General features: G+C 62.9%; 13 protein-coding genes. 7 read left to right on the plus strand and 6 right to left on the minus strand.

Annotation, left to right across the window (positions count from 1 at the left end):
- Positions 1-30 precede the first annotated feature (30 nt).
- Positions 31-336: a peptidase gene (locus tag KJJ24_RS00605; RefSeq protein ID WP_214340063.1), complete on the minus strand. Its 306-nt coding sequence runs from the start codon at positions 334-336 to the stop codon at positions 31-33.
- A 65-nt stretch (positions 337-401) separates the two neighbouring features.
- Between KJJ24_RS00605 and map the strand changes: the two genes are divergently transcribed.
- A complete protein-coding gene (gene map, locus KJJ24_RS00610) occupies positions 402-1,277 on the plus strand; it encodes a type I methionyl aminopeptidase (RefSeq protein WP_214340065.1) in 876 nt (291 codons plus the stop codon).
- Between the two features lie 27 nt (positions 1,278-1,304).
- On the opposite strand, the gene KJJ24_RS00615 is transcribed toward map, so the two are convergent.
- Positions 1,305-2,033 (minus strand): NAD-dependent epimerase/dehydratase family protein, encoded by a 729-nt coding sequence (locus tag KJJ24_RS00615; protein ID WP_214340067.1) that lies wholly within the window; start codon positions 2,031-2,033, stop codon positions 1,305-1,307.
- Between the two features lie 57 nt (positions 2,034-2,090).
- Here KJJ24_RS00615 and ebsA point away from each other — a divergent pair, with 57 nt between their 5' ends.
- Genes ebsA through KJJ24_RS00630 form a run of 3 tightly spaced genes read left to right on the plus strand, consistent with a single transcriptional unit; the run spans position 2,091 to position 4,155 of the window.
- Complete coding sequence (ebsA, locus tag KJJ24_RS00620; protein ID WP_214340069.1) at positions 2,091-2,462, plus strand: type IV pilus biogenesis protein EbsA; 372 nt, start codon at positions 2,091-2,093, stop codon at positions 2,460-2,462.
- 24 nt (positions 2,463-2,486) lie between these two features.
- Positions 2,487-3,605 carry a phosphotransacetylase family protein gene (locus KJJ24_RS00625; protein WP_214340071.1) on the plus strand — a complete coding sequence of 373 codons (1,119 nt, stop codon included), beginning with the start codon at positions 2,487-2,489 and terminating at the stop codon, positions 3,603-3,605.
- Between the two features lie 37 nt (positions 3,606-3,642).
- Positions 3,643-4,155 (plus strand): DNA-protecting protein DprA, encoded by a 513-nt coding sequence (locus KJJ24_RS00630; RefSeq protein WP_214340073.1) that lies wholly within the window; start codon positions 3,643-3,645, stop codon positions 4,153-4,155.
- 7 nt (positions 4,156-4,162) lie between these two features.
- On the opposite strand, the gene KJJ24_RS00635 is transcribed toward KJJ24_RS00630, so the two are convergent.
- Positions 4,163-4,570, minus strand: a complete 408-nt coding sequence (locus tag KJJ24_RS00635; protein WP_214340075.1) for an MAPEG family protein — start codon at positions 4,568-4,570, stop codon at positions 4,163-4,165.
- Positions 4,571-4,657: 87 nt separating this feature from the next.
- Here KJJ24_RS00635 and KJJ24_RS00640 point away from each other — a divergent pair, with 87 nt between their 5' ends.
- Positions 4,658-5,149: a YajQ family cyclic di-GMP-binding protein gene (locus KJJ24_RS00640; protein ID WP_214340077.1), complete on the plus strand. Its 492-nt coding sequence runs from the start codon at positions 4,658-4,660 to the stop codon at positions 5,147-5,149.
- On the opposite strand, the gene KJJ24_RS00645 is transcribed toward KJJ24_RS00640, so the two are convergent.
- Entirely contained in the window at positions 5,100-6,026 is a 927-nt protein-coding gene (locus KJJ24_RS00645) for a LysR substrate-binding domain-containing protein (RefSeq protein ID WP_214340079.1), read from the minus strand. The two genes, KJJ24_RS00640 and KJJ24_RS00645, sit on opposite strands and share 50 nt — an antisense overlap.
- An 89-nt stretch (positions 6,027-6,115) precedes the next feature.
- On the opposite strand from KJJ24_RS00645, the gene KJJ24_RS00650 reads away from it, so the two are divergent.
- Together KJJ24_RS00650 and ggt are read left to right on the plus strand one after the other, a co-directional pair.
- Entirely contained in the window at positions 6,116-9,703 is a 3,588-nt protein-coding gene (locus tag KJJ24_RS00650; RefSeq protein WP_214340081.1) for a hydantoinase B/oxoprolinase family protein, read from the plus strand.
- 24 nt (positions 9,704-9,727) lie between these two features.
- On the plus strand, positions 9,728-11,545 hold the full coding sequence (gene ggt / locus KJJ24_RS00655) for a gamma-glutamyltransferase (protein ID WP_214340083.1): 1,818 nt from the start codon (positions 9,728-9,730) through the stop codon (positions 11,543-11,545).
- Here ggt and KJJ24_RS00660 read toward each other — a convergent pair.
- Together KJJ24_RS00660 and KJJ24_RS00665 are read right to left on the minus strand one after the other, a co-directional pair.
- A complete protein-coding gene (locus KJJ24_RS00660; protein ID WP_214340086.1) occupies positions 11,488-13,878 on the minus strand; it encodes a hypothetical protein in 2,391 nt (796 codons plus the stop codon). The genes ggt and KJJ24_RS00660 overlap by 58 nt on opposite strands.
- A gap of 1 nt (position 13,879) precedes the next feature.
- Positions 13,880-15,031, minus strand: coding sequence for a calcium:proton antiporter (locus tag KJJ24_RS00665; protein ID WP_214340088.1), 1,152 nt, complete (start codon positions 15,029-15,031; stop codon positions 13,880-13,882).
- Positions 15,032-15,090: the final 59 nt, after the last annotated feature.

Below are 15,090 nucleotides of genomic sequence, written 5' to 3' on the forward strand. Positions count from 1 at the left end.
AACGCCTGGCCAAACAACCAGTGTACTGGCTCAGGGTGCAGGGGTGCCTCGGGGCTTTCTCTGCTGCCAGCGCCTGATGAGCAGCAGGGCTCCACTGCCCAGCATCCAAAGGAGCCCCAGACCATTGAGCAGCACATAGACGGGTTCTGCCCAGGGGCCGAGCCACTCGCCCTCATGCACCACCATCAGCCAATGCACCTGATCGCGGCCCAGTCCACCCCAATCCTTAAGTAGCCGGTAGCTCATGCCGCTCAACACAGTGATCAGCAGCGGTGCCAGCACCACCGGAGCCACAGCGGCATGCCAACGGCGCAGGTGAACCAACGGCGAGCTCATGGCAAGGGATCGGCCGGGCTGTGGTTTCAGGTTCTAACTTGAACCAAAGGGCCCGTATCGCCGAGATGAACCTGTTCGCTGAACTGCTCGCCGCTACGCAGAAGTCTCAAGGTGGAGCTGAACAAGCTGCAGCCTCTGCGGTCACCCAAACCGGCCCGCGCATCCAGAAGAGCAGGCGCGGTGTGGAGGTGAAGAGCGCTCGCGAGCTCGCCACGATGCGCCAGGCCAGCCGCATCGTGGCCACGGTGTTGCGGGAAATCATGGAGATGGCGGCCCCCGGTATGACCACGGGCGATCTCGATGCCCACGCCGAGAAGCGCATCCGCGAGATGGGTGCGGTTCCGAGCTTCAAGGGGTACCACGGCTTCCCGGCCAGCATCTGCGCCTCGATTAACAACGAGGTGGTGCACGGCATTCCCAGTAACAAGCGGGTGATCAAGGCTGGTGATCTGATGAAGATCGACACCGGTGCTTACTTCGACGGCTATCACGGCGATAGCTGCGTGACCATCTGCGTCGGCGAAGGGGTGCCTGAACACGCCCGCACCCTCTCCCGCGTCGCTCAGGAATCTTTGATGAAGGGCCTGGCCACCGTGAAGGCCGGCAGCACCCTGTTCGAACTGGCCGGTGCTGTGCAAGACCATGTGGAAGCGCATGGTTTCGCTGTGGTGGAGGACTACACGGGTCACGGCGTGGGCCGCAACCTGCACGAGGAGCCTTCGGTGTTCAACTACCGCACCCGCGAGCTGCCCAACATGAAGCTCCGGCCGGGCATGACCCTGGCGGTGGAACCGATTCTCAATGCCGGCAGCAAGGCCTGCCGCACCCTCAAGGACCGCTGGACTGTGGTGACCGTGGACGGCAGTCTTTCGGCGCAGTGGGAGCACACGATCGCTGTGACCAGCGACGGCTGCGAGATCCTGACCGACCGCAACTTCTGATCCAGCCCAGGGCCTGGTGAATGGTGATCAGGTCGCAGCTTTGCTGACAACCCTGAAATACAGCCAGCGGCTCAGGGCGGTCAGCGGCATCACCGCATAGGTGAGCGGGTTGGGGGTCACGATCACCAGCCCGCAGTTCCACTCCACCTGCCGCAGGATCTCGCGGGCCACAAAGGCTGCACTCATCAACCCGATCGGGTTGAGGGCCGAGCGGAAAGGCCCCAGCACCAGCCGGCGCAGCCGCAGCTGTGGTCCGGCCAGGTCGAGGCTGCGCAAACTCAGCAGCTGCCCTTGCAGGCGTTTGCTGATCTCGTAGAGCGGGCTCACGGCGGCCTGGATTTCCGCTTCTGAGGTGTTCATCCACAGCTCGCGGCGGGGGCGACCGGTGGGGTCGGCCCGGGCGATCTCTGCAAACAACTCCAGCAGCCGCCAGCTACTCAAAGCATTCACCTCCAGGGAGCGCCCTACGGCCTCGGGGCTGCGATCGCCATGGCTGTTGAATCCGTGGTTGATCACCAGCACATCGCAGCGTTGCAGCACCGGCTGCAGGGCCTGTTCCGCGCCGCAGCGCCACTGCACCTGCTCCAGCTGGATCGGGCTCCCCTGCGCATCGATCAGCGCCAGCTTGGCTGGGGAGCTGGTGAGCGCCACCAGTGCTGCGCCTTGGTGATGCAGCTCCAGCAGCAGAGCCTGCCCCAGGCTGCCGCTTGCTCCGGTTACGGCCACCGTGCGTCCGCTGAAGGGCTTGTGTGACATCGGCCATGGGCGATGCGGTCAGCTTGCGGCATCCTCTGGGCAGACGGAGTGGTGCGGATGTCGGCGGCATTGGTGGCCCTCTACGCCCCCTATTGCCAAGGCGACCAACTCGAAACTGGGCTGCAATGGTTGGCTCGAGGTGAGCTGCTGGGCCGGCGCCAGCTGCGGCCCGCAGGAGAGCGGCCGTTTGTGTTGCGCTGGCAGCCGGGTGTGGCTCCGCTCGAGACCACACGCGCCCAACTGGAGGTGATGGCTGATGGTGTGGAGCAGCCGGTTCGCTACAGCTTTGAGCTGCCCACCCATCAGCTGCTCAGTTGGCTGATCGGCTGGCTCGCTGCCGGCGGCGGTTCCGCTCAGCCGGCCGACCTGCCAGAGAGCTTCTGGCAGTGGTTGATCCTCGGGCTCGAAACCACAGCGCCGCAGCCCTAGATTCGTTACACCAGCCTTCGTTATATGGGTCACGACAGCGCGTCCACCCAGGCTCGTTCGTCGGCCCTGCTGATCGGTTCGTGTGAGCCCTTCAGCGGTAAATCGGCTGTTGTGCTCGGGTTGGCACGGCAGTGGTTGCAGCGCGGCGTTCCGGTGCGGATCGGTAAACCCCTCGCTGATAGCGCTGAGTTGAGCGAGAGCAGCACGGGTGCGCTGATTGATGACGACGTGCGTTTCGTGGGCCAGATCCTCGGCCTCAGCGATGAACAGCTCGTGCCTTCGGTGCATCTGCAAGGGGCCGACGTGGCTCGCGAGCGTTTACTGGCTGGCAACTTGGACCCGGGTGCTGGCTTTGCCGCCCTCCAGCAGCAGCTCGATCAATCCGGCGACGGCATCACCCTGCTGGAGGGAGCCGGTGGCCTCAGCGATGGCCTGCTCTACGGCCTGAGCTTGGTGCAGGTGGCCCGGGGGCTGCAGGCGCCTGTGGTGTTGGTGCACAGCTGGAGTGGATGCCACAGCGCTGAGTCGCTGTTGGCTGCGCGTGAACAACTGGGTGATCTGCTCTGCGGGGTGGTGCTCAACGGTCTTCCGCCGGACCAGGTGCCACTGGTGCGCGCTGAGGTGGCTCCTGCCCTCGAGCGGTTAGGCGTGCCGGTGCTCGGTGTGATGCCCCGCTCACCGCTGCTGCGCAGCGTCACCGTGGAGGAGCTGGTGCGCCGCCTCGATGCTCAGGTGCTGTGCTGCCGCGATCGCCTCGATCTGCTGGTGGAAACCCTGTCCATCGGCGCGATGAATGTGAACTCCGCAATGGAGTTTTTCCGCCGCCGCCGCAACATGGCGGTTGTCACCGGCGCCGATCGCACTGACATCCAGCTGGCAGCCTTAGAGGCGTCCACCCAGTGCCTGATCCTCACGGGTGCTGGTGAGCCGTTGCCGCAGTTGATCTCCCGGGCAGAAGAGCTTGAGGTGCCCTTGCTGAAGGTGGAGCACGACACGCTCACCACCGTTGAGGTGATTGAAAGCGCTTTCGGTCATGTGCGCCTGCACGAATCGGTGAAGGCCACCTATGCGTTCCGCCTGGTGGAGGAGCACTGTGATTTTGAGCCGCTGCTGACGCGGTTGCGACTGCCAACCCCCGCTTGAACACTGCTAGTTTCAACCCGTCAGCTGGTGGCGTGCGTTGACCCGGTCTCTTGATCTACCGGCCCTCGACCGGATCGACACCTTGGCCCAGGAGCTCGCCTTGCTGCAGGACCGCAGCAAGCGCCGCATTGCGATTCTCGGCAGCCGGCATGTGCCGGTGGTGTCTGTGCATCTGGTGGAGCTGGTGTCACGCTCTCTGGCCCAGGAGGGCCACAGCCTGATCACCTCTGGTGCCCAGGGGGTCAACTCGGCGGTGATCCGCAGCGTGCTCGAGATCGACGCCTCGCGGCTCACGGTGTTGCTGCCCCAGAGCCTCGATCGGCAGCCGCGCGAATCACAGGAGCAGCTCGAGCGGGTGCTCCACCTGGTGGAGAAGCCTGAAAACGACGAGCTGCCCCTGCCCATGGCCAGCAGCCTCTGTAATCAGGAGATCATCCGCCGCTGTGATCAGCTGATCTGCTTTGCGTTCCACGACAGCGAAACCCTGCTGGCGAGCTGCCGCACGGCTGAAGACATGGGGAAGGTAGTGAGTTTGATGTTCTTTGACTGAATCACAGTCAAAGAACGAAACTTCTCAGGCTATCGAGATACAGAATTCCGGTACACACCATCGCCCCGGCCCAGCACAACGACCGCAGTGGCGGCAAGTTGGCCACGTAGGCAGCGATGTAGGCCAGGCGCAAACCGGGGTAGATCCAGGCCGCTGCGATGGCGACGGTGTTGTCGACCTTGCCAATCAGACAGAGCAGTGCGGCCGGTGCAAACAGCACAAACGCTTCGAAGCTGTTGAGGTGCGCCCAGTTGGCCCGTTTGCCCCATTCCGGCAAGCGATCAAACATCGCGCGTGGGGCCGCCAGGTCGCTGATCTGGAAATCGGCTTTCGAACGGGCAGCGCCCAGGGGAACGAGGCTGGCCACCACCACGCCGGCGGCCAGGCAGAGCGACCAGGCAAACGCAGATTGCATCGGGGCTAAACGCCGTTGGGCCGGCGGTTGGAATCAGCCTCCTTTTCTAGGGTGGGCCAAGTTCCCACCGTTGCCGCTGTTCTGCCCATGGCCGACACCTATTCCTTCGACGTGGTTTCCGACTTCGACCGTCAAGAGCTGGTGAATGCCATCGACCAGGCCCGCCGTGACGTGTCGACCCGCTACGACCTCAAGGACTCCAACACCGAGATCGATCTGGAGGAGGCCAGCTTCACGATCACCACGGCTAGCGACATGACCCTGCAGGCGGTGGAGGATGTGCTGCGCCAGAAAGCCACCAAGCGCAATCTTTCGCTGAAGATCTTCGATTTCCAGACTCCCGAGCCCGTGGGCGGCAACCGGGTGAAGCAAGAGGTGAAGCTGCGTAAGGGCCTTAGCCAGGAGCTGGCCAAGAAGCTCAGCAAAACCGTGCGGGATGAGCTCAAGAAGGTCACGGTGGCCATCCAGGGCGACACCCTGCGGGTGACGGGCAAGAACAAAGACGACCTCCAGGCCGCCATCAATCTGCTCAAGGCTCAGGATGTGGAGGTGCCTCTTCAATTCCAGAACTACCGCTGAAGGGCAGCGGCAGCATCTGGATCTCCGGGAGGTGCGAGGCCAACTGGCACAGCCTGTGGTGCAGGGTGGTGGCCAGTTGCTTGAACTGCGGCGTGGAGGCAAACTCCCGCCGCACCACCAGCACTTCCCCCGAGTTCACCGGCAATTGCAGTGCTAGTCGCTGCATCGCCGGGCCCAGCAGCTCCAGGCTCAGCGCTGTTCCGTAGCCGATTGTGAGCTCCTGCTCAGTTTTGCCTTCCCACAGCTGCCGCTTGTAGCGCCGCATTCGCACCGGTGAGCTCCATAGGCCAACCTCCTTCAGAGCGGCCTCCACCAGGGGGTAGGCACCTTGCGGCAGCGCCAGGCTCGGGTAGGGGCGCAGATCCTCAAAGCTGATGCTGCTGCGCTGGAGCAGCGGATGGCCGGGCTGCACCAAGCAGTGCACCGGCATCTGGCAAAGGCTGATGCTGGTGAGCTCCGGGTCATCGGGCTCCGGTACATCCGGCAGGCCTGCTAGCCATACATCCACAACTCGCTCGCGTAGCAGCGCGAAATTGCGCGCGATGCCCACGATGTTGCAGAGCCCCAGCACCCACCCTGGCGGTACCGGTTCGCAGAGCAACGGACCCGACCAATAGGTGCCCTCCAGCCGAAGGGCACGATGGCCGCGCCAGCGGGCCAGCTGATGCACCTGCCGTTCGGCTGCCAGCAAAGGTGCATCACCGATGAGGTCCCATTCCCCCTCGAGTTTTCTCACGTCAACGTCAAACACCCGCAGGCAGCGGCGGGCCTGCCGCGAGACCGACGACTGGCTCAGTGCGAACCGCTCTGCCACCGCCTCACCTGAGCGCAACCACAGCAAACCATCGAGTGCGGCCAGGCTGTCTTGGTCGATCACGGCTCTCAGCAAGCGGGGCTGAATTCAATCAGTCGGCAGGGTGAATTCAGCAGGGTTTCTAAGATTCTTCTTGCCGAACAAGGCGGTGAATGGCTTCGGCTGGCTGGCGCTTTTGGATTGATCGTGGTGGCACGTTCACCGATGTGGTGGGGTGCACGCCGCAAGGTGTTCTGCAGGTGACCAAGGTGCTCTCGGAGCAGCCTGAGCAACAGGGTGATCCAGCGGTGAATGCTCTGCGGGCCATGCTTGGCCTGCCAGAGGCGGCAGCCCCGATCCCCGTTGGCTTGATCGAGGAGGTGCGGCTCGGCACCACGGTGGCGACTAATGCATTTCTTGAGCGCAAGGGAGCGCCGAGCCTGCTGCTGCTCAACAGCGGTTTGGCGGATCTGTTGGTGATCGGTGATCAGCACCGGCCCGATCTGTTTGCCCTGGCGATTGAACGTCTGGAGCCTTTGGCGGAGCAGGTGCTGGAGGTGAAGGGGCGCCTCGCTGCGGATGGCGCTGAGCTCGAGCCGTTGCAGCTGGATGATCACTTGGCTGATCAGTTGCAAGCCGCCCGTTCAGCCGGGGTGCGCAGCGTGGCTGTGGCGTTGCTGCACAGCGTGACCAATCCTGCCCATGAGCTGGCCCTGGGCCGTTGGCTGGAGCGCTTTCGCTTTGAGCAGATTGCGCTCTCTCATCAGGTGAGCCCGCTGCCGCGGCTGGTGCCGCGGGCGCATACAAGTGTGCTTGAGGCCTACGTGGGGCCTGTGCTGCAGAGCTATCTGCAGCGGGTGCAACAGGCCCTCGGCCCCGCTGTGCCGCTGCAGGTGATGCGCTCCAGCGGTGTGCTGGCGGAGCCAGGAGCTCTGCACGCCAAAGACACCATCCTTTCGGGGCCTGCGGGCGGCCTGGTGGGGGCCGTGCGCACGGCTGCCATGGCTGGTTTTAGCCGCATCGTGGGCTTCGATATGGGCGGCACCTCCACCGATGTTTGCTATTGCGATGGGCCCTGGCCCCGACGCGATCAGGTGGAGCTGGCCGGATTGCCGATCCAGGCACCGATGCTCGACATCCACACGGTGGCCGCCGGTGGTGGCTCGCGGTTGCAGTTCGATGGTCTGCGGCTGACGGTGGGGCCTGACTCGGCTGGTGCCAACCCCGGCCCCGCCTGCTACCGCCGCGGCGGGCCTCTCACCATCACCGACGCCAATCTGCTGCTGGGTCGTCTCAGGCCTGCATTCTTCCCCGCGTTATTTGGCGCCGGTGGGGATCAGCCCATTGATGCAGAGGTGGTGCAGCAGGGATTTGCGCAGCTGGCCGAGGCGATGGGCTGCAGCCCGGAGCAGGCAGCCGAGGGGGCGTTAACGGTGGCGCTGGAGCGAATGGCTGAGGCGATCCGCCGCGTTTCGATTGAGCGCGGCCATGATCTGCGCGAGGCGGTGCTCTGCAGCTTTGGTGGCGCCGGTGGGCAACATGCCTGCGCCCTGGCCGATCTGCTGGGGATGCGCCAGGTGCTGTTGCATCCACTGGCGGGAGTGCTCTCGGCTTATGGGATCGGCCTGGCCGAAGAAGGCCGCCTGCTGGAGCAGCCGGTGGGCATGCCCCTCAGCGCGGCGCTGCTGCCCCTGCTCGAGCAACGGGCCAGCAGCTTGCTGGCCCAGCACGGGGTGTTACCGCTTCCTGAGGGGATGGCGATGCAGCGCACCCTGCAGCTGCGCTTGGCCGGCAGCGACCACACCCTGCCGGTGCCCTGGCCTGAACACACCTCACTACAGGCGTTGCTTGATGGCTTTGCGCGGCTCTATCGCCAGAGTTTCGGCTATGTGTCTGCCCAGCTGCCGGTGGTGGATCGCATCAGCCTTGAGCTCCATCGGCCCCAGGATCCGGTGGCGCTGCAACCGCTGCCGGAGGCCTTTGGCGCTGCCCCGCAACCGATCAGCTTGTATGTGCAGGGCGAGTGGCGGCCGGCGCAGCTCGTTCAACGCCAGCACCTGCGTCTCGGCCAGCGGCTGGCGGGGCCTGCCCTGATTAGTGAAGCCACCGGCACCATCCTGGTGCCGCCCGGCTGGAGCGGCCAATGCCTCGAGGCTGGGGTGTTGCTCTTGGAGCAGCAGGCAGCACCTGCGCAGGTGCTGCCCGAAGCATCTGGCCTCGATCCGATCAGCCTGGAGTTGTTTAGCCATCGCTTCATGGCGATCGCCGAACAGATGGGCACCCGGCTGCAGCAAACCAGCGCCTCGGTGAATATCCGCGAGCGGCTTGATTTTTCCTGCGCCCTGTTTGATGCCTGCGGCCAGCTGGTGGCCAACGCGCCCCATATTCCCGTGCACCTGGGTTCGATGGGGGAAAGCGTGCTGGCGCTCCTCGCCGCGATAGCGCGTGGTGATCACCAGCCGCTCGCGCCCGGGGATGCAGTGGTGTCTAACAACCCGTTCAACGGCGGCACCCATCTGCCGGATCTCACCTTGATCACGCCGGTGTTCTGGGCGGACCAGATGGTGGCGTTTGTGGCCTGCCGGGGTCATCACGCTGATGTGGGCGGCATCACCCCGGGTTCGATGCCACCCCACAGCACCAGCATCGAGCAGGAGGGCCTGCTGTTCGACAACGTGCCGTTGCTGCACAACGGTGAATGGTTGGAGGCGATGTGGCGTGAACGGCTCACAACGGGAGCCTTTCCTGCGCGCAACCCCGACCTTGTGCTCGCCGATCTTCAGGCGCAGCTGGCTGCCAATCAGTTGGGGGTGGAGCGCTTGCAAGCCTTGATGGCAGCCCAAGGCACCGATCGGGTGCAGCGGGCAATGCTCCAGGTGCAAGCCCATGCCGCTGAGGCCGTGCGGAGGGTGATCGGCCGCCTGAACAGCGGCAGTGCGCGTGTGGAGCTTGATGCAGGCCTGCAGATCGCGGTGGCGGTGCAGGTGGATCAGGCCAAGCGCTGTGTGCGCATCGATTTCAGCGGCACCTCAGCCCAACAGGCCAGCAACCTCAATGCCCCGCTGGCCGTCACCAAGGCGGTGGTGCTCTATGTGTTTCGCACCCTGGTGCAGCAACCGATTCCGCTGAATGCCGGCTGCTTTGAACCCCTGGAGTTGGTGGTGCCACCGGGCTGTCTGCTCAATCCGGCTCCCCCGGCTGCGGTGGTGGCTGGCAATGTGGAAACCTCACAGGCGGTTGCCAATGCGTTGTTTGCTGCTCTGGGGGTGATGGCCGCGGCCCAGGGAACGATGAACAACCTCAGCTTCGGCAATGGGCGCTGCCAGTACTACGAAACGATTTGCGGCGGCACTGGTGCCGGAGAGGGATTTGATGGCGCTTCGGCGGTGCAATCTCACATGACCAACTCCCGCCTTACCGATCCAGAGATCCTCGAACAGCGCCTACCGGTGCGGCTCGAGCGTTTCGCCATCCGCCGCGGTAGTGGCGGAAGCGGCCGCTGGCGAGGTGGCCATGGTGCTGTGCGGGAGCTGCAGGCGCTCGAGCCGCTCACCCTTTCGCTCTTGAGTGGTAGCCGCCGCGTGCCCCCCTTTGGTTTGAATGGAGGTGGCGCAGGGGCGTGCGGCGAAAACTGGCTGTTGCGCCGGGATCAGCAGCCTGAGCGCCTCGCCGGATCCACTGCTGTGGAGCTGGCTGCGGGGGATCGGGTGCGGGTGCTCACCCCTGGTGGCGGTGGCTTCGGGGCAGCAGCTCCAAACTGATCCCAGTCCGCGCTCCATCTCGCTGTGCTGCATCACCGGCTCTTCACGGTCTGCGCAGCAGCTCTGCTGGCCTCTCCTGCCCACGCCAATTTGCTTCAGGAGCGCTCCCAGCGCTTCCACCCGATCGAATCGGGCGGCGGCATGGTGGCGGCGCAAGAAGCCCAGGCCGCCGCCGTGGGTGCGGCGATCCTTAAGCGGGGCGGCAATGCCGTGGATGCTGCGGTGGCTACCTCGTTTGCCTTGGCGGTCACCTTGCCCCAGGCCGGCAACCTTGGCGGTGGTGGCTTTCTGGTGCTGTGGCTTCCGCGCACAGGCCCGATCAGCACGTGTCCGGCCGTGGCACGCTCCACCCCCTTGCCGGAAACGATCGCGCTCGGCCGCGGCGAGGCAGTGGCGCTCAACTTCCGCGAAACGGCGCCCCAGGCGGCCCGTGAGGATCTCTTCCTCAATCCCGATGGCAGCGTGAACCGCCAGCGTGCGCTGCGCAGCCTGCTGAGCACAGGCGTGCCGGGAACGGTGGCCGGTCTGACCCAGGTGCAAGCGCGCTATGGCTGTTTGCCGCTGCAGGTGGTGATGCAGCCTGCGGTCGACCTGGCCGAGCGCGGCTTTCCGGTGGGAGCTGAGCTCAGCGCCTCACTCCAGGCGGCTGCTCCTCTGCTCAAGGCTGATCCCGCCAGTGCTCGTCAATTTTTCAAGGCCGATGGGGAGGCCTACCAGCCGGGCGACATCCTGCGGCAACCGCAACTCGCAGCCAGTCTTCGCTGCATCGCCCAAGACGGAGCGTCCTGTTTCTATGCCGGCAAGCTGGCTGGTCAGCTTGCCTCGCTGATGCAGGGGGGTGGCGGATTGATCACGGCGGCCGACTTGGCGGCCTACCGAGCTCCCTGGGCTACACCTCTGCAGGGTCAGTTTCATGGCCACCGGGTGCTCACCATGCCGCCGCCAAGCGGCGGCGGCGCCACGTTGCTTCAGCTGCTCAAGGTGTTGGAGCCCCTGGATCTGGCCACCAGCGGAATAAACAGTGCTGCCACGATTCACCTGATGGCGGAGGCGATGAACCTCGCCTATCGCGATCGCAATGTTCTGCTGGGCGATCCCGACCAGGTGGTGATGCCACTCAACCGGCTCCTCAGCGATCGCTATGCCACGGAGCAACGCCGACGCATTCGCCTTGATCGCCACCGCCCTGCGGCGGAGCTCGAGGCTGAGCCGAGGCCGTCTGGTGAAGGAACCAACACCACCCATCTTTCGGTGGTGGACCGTGATGGCGGACTGGTGGCCACCACCACCACACTCAACACCGCCTATGGCAACGGCATCACGGTGCCTGGGGCGGGCTTCCTGCTCAACAACGAGATGGATGACTTCACAGCCAAGCCGGGTGTGCCGAATGCCTATGGCCTGCGCCAGGGGCGTCAGAACGCCATTGCCCCTGGTCGACGGCCTCTCAGTTCGATGACCCCCACCCTGGTGTTCCGCCCGGATGGCGCACCCCTACTGGCCACGGGCAGCCCTGGCGGCAGCCGCATCATCACCACGGTGTTGCAGGTGTTGCTGAACCGCCTGATCCATCGTCTCAACCTGGCCTCAGCGGTGGCGATGCCTCGGATCCACAGCCAGCTCTGGCCGGATCAGATCAGCATCGAGCAGGGCATCAGCCCGGACACGCTGAGGTTGCTCTTGCAGAAGGGACATGCCGTCAAGCTGGTGCCAGCGATGGGTTCTGCTAATTCCGTCGAAGTGCGCTACGGGGTTGAATCTCCTGTTGCGCTCCCGATGGGCAGCTACGGAGTAGCGGATCCGCGTCGCCTGGATGCGGCAGCGGTGCGCGAGCGGCCGTAGGTCTTTGTGTTTGGCTTCGTCTTTCCGGCAAGTGCGCCCTTTGGCTGTTTGCTGGGTGGGGGTGGCTGCCTTTGTGGCAACCGGCAGGCCAACGGGCGGTCGGGATAGGAGATATCGGTTTTGTGATTGTGTTCGGAGGTTTCGAACATGCTGTGTGTGTTCATCGCCGTGATGTTGCGCACGCCGGCGAGAACAACCGGCACGTTTGAGAACACAACAGTGGCCAGCGGGTTGAACCAGTTCACAGCTGAGCCAATGGCTGTCACCAGGGAGGAACCCACGAGGAGGCCGAAATTGCTGTTGGTAACGCGCTGGAGCCGCCGGCTCAGACTGATCATCCGCGGTAGCCAGTGCACATCTGGCCCGATCACGACATCGCAGATGCAGGAGGAGAAGATGCTGTCGGCGTCAACCTCGATGCCGATGGAGACATCAGCCTGCGAAAGGGCGGGCATGTCGCTGAGAACATACCCCACATAGGCCACCCCCTCGTTTTTTTTCTGCAGTTCACGAACAAGATTCATGCGTTCTTCGGCATGAAAGTTGCCATGTAGGTGGCTTTCGTGTTTGATACCTAGTGGTTTGATGAGCTCCATCATTTTTGCGTTGTTATCAACGCCCACCACATGAACTTCCAGGCCCAGTTCCTCCAGCGTTTCGCAGACGCCGCTCCAGCCAGGGCCAGGTTCCGTGATCAGATCGGCGTAGCCGAGGAAGGTTTCACCTTCCCAGATCTGGAGGGGATTGAGATGTCGCTGATGAATGTCTGACCCAGCCTGCCGCAGTTCGCTCATGATCAGCACGCGTCCGTCAGCAAGCGTGATGCGCCAGCCTTCGGTGAGCAGGTCGTTGATTTCCACATCAACAACCTCCGTGGGCGCATTCACTTTGTGAAGCTGGTCTGACCAGATGGGAACATCATCGTTTTCCAGTAGGAAATTCTGAATGCCCGCCAGGATTTTCAGGATGTCACCCTTCTTTGCGCCGCTGCTGAGGTTGATGTGTTCATGGGTTTTGATGCCGCCCATGCGATCCAGGCAGCTTCGGCTGATCACGATGTGCTTCACCTTTCCCAGTGCGATGAGAGCCTCCGGGTCGTTCAGGTGAATGCCATGTAGATGCAGTGTTGCCATGGCGGTGAGCCTGGCGGAAATGCTGCTGGTTTCCCAAGAGTAAACCGGTGTGAACTGCAGAAAACCAAGGGCGCGTTCGGTTGCGCCCAAGACTGCTGATGCGCCGCCCGCGGTAAGGAGGACCGGCGTCATCCAGTTGTAGTAAGTTTCGATGGATTTTTCGGCTTGTACCTCATCCAGAGAAGAGCGCTCGTGGCGGTGAGGGATGTGATAAGTGGAGCATTCTTTGAGTGATTTGACGACCTCCAAAAGGCCATGGCCTTTGACGACGAAACCACCAGCGTGAACCACGTCGCCTGTCTTGAGGTGCAATGGTTTCCAGTCACCATCGTAAAGCCTGTTAATCACAATGAAGTCGCCTTCAATGACCCGGCTTAATAGGAAGATGTGTGATTGCAGTGCTATGTGATAGCGGTCGCCTTTCTTGGCTTCTGATAGTTTGCAGGTGCTGCGACTGCTATTGATTAGATCAAGCTTGATGTGTTCCCCGAGGCGATCGATTAGCTCGTGGGATTCGGCGTGAAATTCTTCCTCTCCAGACACCACGCCTTTGATGGTTTGCGTTGCATCGCCGAACAGTTGATCCAGTAGGGCTTCGCCGGGGAGCCCTTGGCTGATCAGAAGACCAGAAAAGGCCAGTTCGAGAATGCTGTGATTCGATGATTCCTTGTGTTGTAGGCGGTGTTTGATCTCTTTGAGCAGTGGAATCAGGCTCAGGATTGCCCCGGCCGTCATCACGGCTAGAGGCATCGGGAGCAGGATTTCGGCGATCAGTAATGCACCGATGGCTGCGCCATGCCGGGCCGCAAGCCTGCCAGCTTCATTGGCTTGCCAGCGTGCTGCCCTGAGCTCGCCCAAGGGAGAGACCAGCTCGTTATCAATGGTGGGCAGTTGAAGGGCCAGCGTTAGTAGGGCCTTAACGTCGCGCTGGCGGTGCCGGGGGAAGCGGAGAATGATGCTGCCAGTGAGGCCGTTGATCCTGAAGCCCTGCAGCCAGTGGCAGCACGTGAGGGTGACGTTGCAGTGGTGGCGCAGAACCGGGGAGTTGACCAGCTCAGCGCTGTTGACACGGAGCCGCTGCGGCAAGCTGCTCTGCATCACCCACAACGTTTCCCGCGTTCCGGCCTGCGTCGTGCCCTGAGCCGAGCCGGGATTCACGGCAGTTGTCATGGCCCGCGTGATTCCCGAACGGTCGCTCACGTTAACCGCCCAGGAACAAGGTGCCAGCGCCGATCACCGCATACAGGGTGAGGAGAAGACTTCCCTCGTACCAGCTCAACTTGCGGTTTTCCGTGATCCAGTGCACGGCCAGCACGGTGGCTCCCAGGCAAAACAGCGATGTGGCTGGAACGGCGAGATGCAGATAGCGGCCCATCGGCACGCCACAGATCACCAGGAGGGGGAGCACGAACAGCAGGAGCTGCACACTCGACTCGACCGTGCTGGCCATTGCCAGATCCATGCGGTTGGTGGCGGCCGCTTTCACGGCAATCAAGGCCTCAGAGAAGCATCCGAAGAGAGGGAGTAAAAACAGGCCAACAAACAGAGGATTGAGATGGGCTCCATCCACCATCAGCTGAAGCGATTCCACCAGGTTCTCCGACACCCCCACCAGCACGATGCTCACCAAGAGAAGCATGCCCAGGATGACGCTGAGGGGTTTGTTCTCGCCCTCTGGAGGTAGCACGCGCTCTTCTTCTTGTCGCAGGTAGAGGCTCCTGCCTGTTCCCATCTGATAGACGAAAGACAAGAGGTAGAAGGCTAGAACCAGAATGGAGACGATCAGCGAATAAGAGGCAAAAGAGTCAAAGATATTGCTTCCATCGCTGAGAGCGGCTGCTTTTTCGCCGAGGTTAAAATTGTTGGCTAGGTGAAAAATTGTAGGAACGGCAAGAAAAATGGTGCTGATCAGGAGTTGTTGGCTTTGCAGCCCAGTGCTGTAGGGGTGGATTTCGATGGTCGCTTTTTTGCGTGCGCCCACGCAGGTGCTGATGCCCAATACCAGCAGGCAGTTGGTGATCACGGCGCCAGCTACGGAGATCACCACCAGGTGATACAAACCACTCGCCAGTGCCGTGAACGACACCACCAGTTCCACCAGGTTGCCCAAGGCCACGCTGATGAGGCCTCCGATGCGATCGCCGAGCTTGTCGGCGAGGGCCTCTACCATTTCTGCGATCATTCGGGCCAGGGGCACCAAGCCAAGGCCGCAGATCACAAACCAGCCCGCCAGTTGGCTGATGGGTAAGCCTTCTTCAATATGTCCAAACAGCGCTGCGATCGTGAAGATCAGTAGGAGGCTCCAGCGGCTAGACAGCAGGTCGCGGCCGAGCCCTACCCATGCTCTGATCATGTGTGCCTCTCGCTTTACAGCTCAGGTGATGCACCCATGCTGCGCAAGATGGCAAGGAA

The sequence above is a fragment of the Synechococcus sp. LA31 genome (assembly GCF_018502385.1).
Lineage (GTDB): Bacteria > Cyanobacteriota > Cyanobacteriia > PCC-6307 > Cyanobiaceae > Vulcanococcus.